General features: G+C 62.9%; 4 protein-coding genes and 1 tRNA gene. All 5 read left to right on the plus strand.

Features of this window, described 5'->3' with window-relative positions; genetic code table 11:
- The first annotated feature begins 18 nt into the window (after nt 1-18).
- The 5 genes from C8J42_RS19845 to C8J42_RS19870 all read left to right on the plus strand — a co-directional run bounded on the left by C8J42_RS19845 (nt 19) and on the right by C8J42_RS19870 (nt 5,742).
- Nucleotides 19-95: transfer RNA gene (locus C8J42_RS19845), tRNA-Met, on the plus strand.
- 1,288 nt (nt 96-1,383) lie between these two features.
- Complete coding sequence (locus C8J42_RS20590; RefSeq protein WP_243644640.1) at nt 1,384-1,539, plus strand: hypothetical protein; 156 nt, start codon at nt 1,384-1,386, stop codon at nt 1,537-1,539.
- A 252-nt stretch (nt 1,540-1,791) separates the two neighbouring features.
- The gene (locus C8J42_RS19860) at nt 1,792-2,388 is read left to right on the plus strand and encodes a DUF3732 domain-containing protein (RefSeq protein WP_243644641.1); all 597 of its coding nucleotides are present in this window, start codon (nt 1,792-1,794) and stop codon (nt 2,386-2,388) included.
- Nucleotides 2,389-2,873: 485 nt separating this feature from the next.
- Nucleotides 2,874-3,716: a hypothetical protein gene (locus tag C8J42_RS19865; protein ID WP_243644642.1), complete on the plus strand. Its 843-nt coding sequence runs from the start codon at nt 2,874-2,876 to the stop codon at nt 3,714-3,716.
- Nucleotides 3,709-5,742, plus strand: a complete 2,034-nt coding sequence (locus C8J42_RS19870; protein WP_243644643.1) for a DEAD/DEAH box helicase — start codon at nt 3,709-3,711, stop codon at nt 5,740-5,742. Before C8J42_RS19865 ends, C8J42_RS19870 begins: the two co-directional genes overlap by 8 nt.
- The last annotated feature ends 61 nt before the right edge of the window (nt 5,743-5,803 follow it).

Below are 5,803 nucleotides of genomic sequence, written 5' to 3' on the forward strand. Positions count from 1 at the left end.
TTCCTCAACAGGAACCGTCGCGGGGTGGAGCAGCCCGGTAGCTCGTCAGGCTCATAACCTGAAGGTCACAGGTTCAAATCCTGTCCCCGCAACCACCTTTGTAGAACTCGACATCACGCCGCCCCTTGGGGCGGCGTTGTCGTTTGTGGCCCAGGCTAGCAGGTCCGATACTTTGGCGACCACCTCCGCCTCCGGGCCGCCGGGTTCGTCGGGGCAGATCGTCACGCTTTCGATGAGCGTCGACATCACTGCCGCAGCCTCGGTCCGGATCGCTTCGTCGTCGAGCGACTGGCGGAGTGCCGCAACCTTGCTCCGGAAGCGGTCCACAAGCACCGGGTGGGGCAGGGAGACTACGATCGGTTTCCCGGTAGTTGTTGCAACTCTTTGTGCCTCCAGCCGCTCCTTCTCCGCCTCTCGCTCCGCGATCATCGCCCGGAGCACCGGACTGGCAATGCCAGCGAGCAGGTTCTGGTACAGATTGTCGAGTTCAGTAGTGACCTGCTTGAGGCGGTGTTGAGCTGCGTGCTCCATGCCCGCGTCCTGGCGGCCCAATCGCTGCATCTCGTGCTCGAATTCTTCTATAAATAGGCGCACATGGTTCTCGGTCAGCAGATGCTCCTGCAGAACCGCCAGCGTCGCGGCCTCCAGAGGTTCCTTGCGCACGGAAACACGATTACCGCACGTGCCTCGCTCCTTCTGACCAGCGCAGCGGTAATAATCCTTCCCGCTGATCGTATAGTTTGCCCCGCAACAACCGCAGCGGATGAGCCCGGACAGGAGATGCTTTGCGCGCTTGCTGCCGACCGTCGACGATGCGGTTGCCGGGCGCTTGCGGCGTTCGATTTCATCGCGCGCGGCCTCGAAGACAGTATCGTCGATGATCCGCAGGTCAGGGACCGCAACCTCGACCCACTCAGACTGGTCACGGAGCCGATAGCGGCGTTCGCGCTTCTCACTGTCGGGGTTCCTGCGCCACTCCCGGCGCCCCCATACTAGGCGTCCCACATAGAGCGGGTTGTTGAGGATGCCGACTAGTTTGGCGGGATCGCCTCGGATCGTCGAGGCGTTCCACTCCCCACCACGGGGGCCCGGCACGCCCTCGTCGTTCAGCCGGGTGGCGATCTGAATAGAGGACAACCCCGCGGCGAACCATGCGAAGATGCGGCCCACCACCTCGGCCTGCGCTTCGTCAATTTCAAGCAGCCCGCGTTGAACCTCTCCGCTCGCATCGAGCCGCACCATCCGCTTGTATCCATATGCACGCCCTCCGGCGAACCGCCCCGCAAGCACGGCTGCCTCCATGCCACGCAGCGTCTTGTCGACGAGATGCTTCAGGAAGATCGATCCGAGTAGCCCTGCCACTGCGAATTTGATCTCGTCGACATGGCCTTCGCTAACCGTGTGGAGCTGGACGCGGTGATAGGCGAGCTTCTTGCCCAGCCAGGCCACGTCTTCTGCATCACGCGCCAGCCGGTCGAGCGACTCGCAGACGATGATGTCGATTTCGCCAGCTTCCGCTGCGCGCAGCAACAGCTGTAGTCCTGGGCGATTGCGGCGATAACCTGACAACTGAGGATCAAGCTGGGTCGCCACGACGTTTCCGCCCAGAAAGCTGACCAGCGGTGCACAGGCCGCAACCTGATCAGCGCTTGATGACGCGGTCTGCATGATGGTCGAGTGACGGCCGTAGAGCGCGATGCGGCGGGGTAGGGGAGTCAGCATGACTTATTCTTTCATAACTTCGAGGCGCCGGGAATCCTGCGCTTCCCGATGAGCCTCTCTTGCTGCCTGATGCGCGAGCAGCCGGACGAGATCGGCAAGCGCCTCCTGCGCCTGCGTAGGGAGCGCGAGGGTGATGTCAGCCGCCTGATAACCTCGACCGTCCGTAGGACGATTGAGTTGCTCGGCATCAGCGGGGCGGAAGGCGTACCGATCTTCGATCAGCGCGAGCTCAACATCAAGTTTCAGCGCGACGGACTGAACCATCCCGACTTCCTGTGGGAGATCGGCAGTGGGGAGAACTGGATGGCTTACCATCTTGCGACCATGCTGGCGCTCCACCACGTGTTCCTCCGGCGAGGCGGGAACAACCCGGTGCCTACGTTTCTGGTGATCGACCAGCCCAGTCAGGTCTATTTCCCGAGCGACACCTACAAGGAGTTTGTCGAAAAGGACGGGAGCCGGGACGTGGAGGAAAGCAGGGAGGACCTGGAACGGACGCGTCGCATCTTCCAGACGCTCGCGCAGGCTCGCCAGGGCTTGGCCGGACTGCAGATTATCGTCCTCGACCATGCGGATCGTGACACTTGGGGCGGCGTTGACGGCGTTGAGGAGGTGGCGAACTGGCGCGGAGGTGCCGCTTTGATCCCGTCTTCCTGGACAACCTAGCACAAGCTCGATGCCGCCTCCTCAGATTGACCTGAAGATCCTTGTCGTCGATCTCGACGCAGGTGGCGCGGCCTCGGACCCTAACGTTGCGGGCCGCCGGGGCTCGAGAGCTTGCGAAAATCGTATCATTCGAGCCGGTAGGAACGGTGCTTGACGATGGCCAGGCCGCCTAGGCGGCGCCTCCTATGTTGCTCGGATGTCCGTCTCGATACGTGCAGGGACTACGTCGATGCGTGCCTGTGGGCACGCAAGAACAAATAGAGCGCCAGCCCGCGGCTGCCGCGCGCTTCGCCTATCAGTTTAGTTACTCGACTTCGTGGAAAGAGTTTGACCTCCCGATTGTACATTCTGCACGCGATCGGCTCCGAACGTAATCAGGGCGGCTTGGGTTCAATTGCATTTAAGATGCTACACATCGACTTCGATGTATTTTCAGTGAGGGCGCCGATCTATATATCTCCACGGATGCCGGGGTTCGGCATCATTTGGGAGCGGGCCATGGATGGGCTGGGGTTGCCGAAGGCGCGATGCCTCTGACGTTAATACCGATATCGCATGGAACGCTGTGTCACGGCTCGCGCTGGACCGTTGCCGACGAGGCCGATCTTGCCGGCAAGGTTGCGCGGGTGGCGCTCGGGCAGGCGCGGCATGTAGCAGCGATCCTGACCGGTATCGACAAGCGGCCGCCCGACACCCGCGCCGACACGGCGGCCGGAGCGATCAGGCTGCTGACCGTGCCGAAGGACAAGCCGCCATATCATCGCGATGGCTGGGTCTTCCAGGCGATCTCTTGGATTGCGGCGCACCGCGTCGAAGCCGGAGCGGTGATCCGTGCCCCGCACATGATACACGCGCACAAGGGCTTCGACGGCTTCCAGTTAAAGCTCGATGAGTCCGGCCAGACTGTCACAGCGGTGATGATTTTCGAGGACAAGGCCACGGAGAACCCGCGCAGTACGATCGCTGGTGATGTGTGGAAGGGCATCCGGGACCTGGAAGGCGGATTGCGCATGAACGAACTGATCCCGGAGGCTGGCGGCCTGCTCGAAGCCCACCAGCAACGATTCCCCGAGCTCGACATCGATGGTGCGGTGGAACGGATCGCTTGGGACGAAGCCCGGCATTTTCGTGTCGCGGTCACCGCCGACACCGCTCACGACAATGACGACGCTCGCGCTGCGCTGTTCAAAGGGTTTGACGAGGTGGCGCCCGGGCTCGCGGTTCGCCGACAAGCGGAAACCATTGCGATCCCGAAGCTGCGTGACTGGATGAAGGCATTTTCGGCGAAGGCGATCAAGCAAATCGAGGCATGGCGAGACGATGTTTGATCCTGTCACGATTGACCTTATCAGCCGTGCACCGCCACTTGGCGATCTCGACTTTTCCGAGCTGCCCCAACGCTTCACCAATGCCTTCGCCGAAATCGTCGCGGCGCGAGTCCGGTTGCGAGGTGTCGCAACCCTTGAGCAACGCGGCGAAGCCGTTATCGAACTGCTCAACGAGATGCGCCGTTTGGCAGCGGCGCAGGAGCTGCTCGTTGCAACCACGCCGGAGCGTGCCGACCGCGCCTCGGCCGCATTCGTGGCCGGCACCGCGCACCAACTGTGCCTGATGGCCGAGACCGTTGTCGCCGACGGCGCGACGCGCTTCTCCAGCATCAACGCGATCCATGCCGATCACGACATCTGCGCGACGCTGCTATTCCTGATCGCGGATTCGCAAAGCGACGCTGCCGAGATGGCCAAGCGGCTCAAGCGCCCGGATGGCGATCTGAGCGCCAAGGGTCGATTGGTGACCGCGATCTGCGACTTGGCCACCGGCCGTCTGCGCAAAGTGATCACCAGCGAGGTCGATGAAGACAACTTCGAATTCTACGATCCTCCATCCGATACGAGCGCGAGCGGTATCGCCGTGGAGGCGCTGCTGCGCCGGCTGCATACGGGCGTCATCCAGCTCGCGCGCGAGCTACTCGTCGCACCACGCGAGGACGTCGCGGTGGATGCGATCCCCGTATCGCGCCGCATCTTCGCCCAAGTGCGCGACCTCTCCGTCGCCCTGATCGAAGACGTGTTCGAAGAGGACGGTCCCCAGGTCTTCAGCGCTTTTCCCGGCCCGCTTCACATTGCCAAGCTGCTGCTCGCGGTGTCGGGCGATCTGGCCGAAGCAGCACTGTGCCGGGTTCCTGCGCCGATTGGCGTCGATCCGGGCTCGTGGTGGCAGGTCATTCGCAGGGCTGCGCGGAAGCGCCCATATCTCTGGCGGAATCACCGCGAGGCGTTGGAGAAAGGCTATCTCGCAAAGGGCGTTTCGGCGGCGGTCAGCTTCCCGACCGGGGGCGGCAAGTCGACGCTGGCCGAACTCAAGATCGCTGCGGCGCTGCTTGGCGGCGGACAGGTCGTTGTGCTCGCCCCGACATTGGCGCTGGTCGACCAGACCGCATTCACGCTTGGCAATGCGTTTAAGGACTTTACCGTGCTCGGCGATCTCGACGACGAGATCACCTTCTCCGACGTCCTCGAGCTTCCGGAGATCATCGTCACCACGCCCGAGCGCTGTCTCGTGCTGCAGTCGATACAGCCGGAAGCGTTCGCGCAGGTCGCGCTAGTGGTGTTCGACGAGTGTCACCTCCTTCATCCTCGGGAATCCGACCGCAGCCGCCGGGCGATTGACGCAATGCTGTGCATCCTCAATCTCACTAGCTATGCGCCCGATGCCGATCTGCTGCTCGTATCGGCGATGATGCAGAACGCCGGAGAGATGGCTGGCTGGGTGGCCGAGCTCACCGGCCGCCAGTGCCTGCCGCTCGATCTCGCATGGAAGCCGACCCGCCAGGCCCGCGGCTGCGTTGCCTATGACGCCGCGCGTATTACCGAGCTTAATGACCTGCTCGCCACAGAGAAACTCACCGCCACCACTAAGGGCGTGCCCAAGTCTCTCGCAAGCCGTCTCGTTGCGCCGCCCTTTGCCTTTTTCTGCTTGCGACAGACCTGGGCGACCCGCAATCGCGAGGACTATGCGCTGATGGCGCTGCTCGACGAGGCGGTGCCGTTCGCGACCGGCGTGTCGGAAAAATTTGGGGACTGGTATATGACGCCGAACGGCAACATCGTCGCCGGCACGATCGCGGCGGCGGCAGCCGAGGACGGCCTCAAGACCCTAACCTTCGTTCAGAGCACGATCGCCGCCGAATCCACGGTCCGGCATTTTCGTAGCCTGCTGCCCATGCGGCGCGTCGTGCTCAATGAGGAGGAGCAAGGCTGGCGCAAGCTGGTTGAGGAGGAGATGGGCAGTCCGCAGCACTGCTATTTCAAGCTAGACGCTGAGCAGCCCCCACCGGGTGGTCCGGGTAGATAGTTAGTGCATCGTCGCCTCCGCCGCCATTGCCGGGCGTAGGTGGAGCGAAGCGGAGCCGGAG

Origin of the sequence: Sphingomonas sp. PP-CE-1A-559 (assembly GCF_004340965.1) — a bacterium.
Classification (GTDB): Bacteria; Pseudomonadota; Alphaproteobacteria; order Sphingomonadales; family Sphingomonadaceae; genus Sphingomonas.

Coding starts and splice junctions, on each gene's coding strand:
- C8J42_RS20590 (WP_243644640.1), top strand. CDS start 1,384: ATGGCCTTCGCTAACCGTGTGGAGCTGGACGCGGTGATAGGCGAGCTT.
- C8J42_RS19860 (WP_243644641.1), top strand. CDS start 1,792: ATGCGCGAGCAGCCGGACGAGATCGGCAAGCGCCTCCTGCGCCTGCGT.
- C8J42_RS19870 (WP_243644643.1), top strand. CDS start 3,709: ATGTTTGATCCTGTCACGATTGACCTTATCAGCCGTGCACCGCCACTT.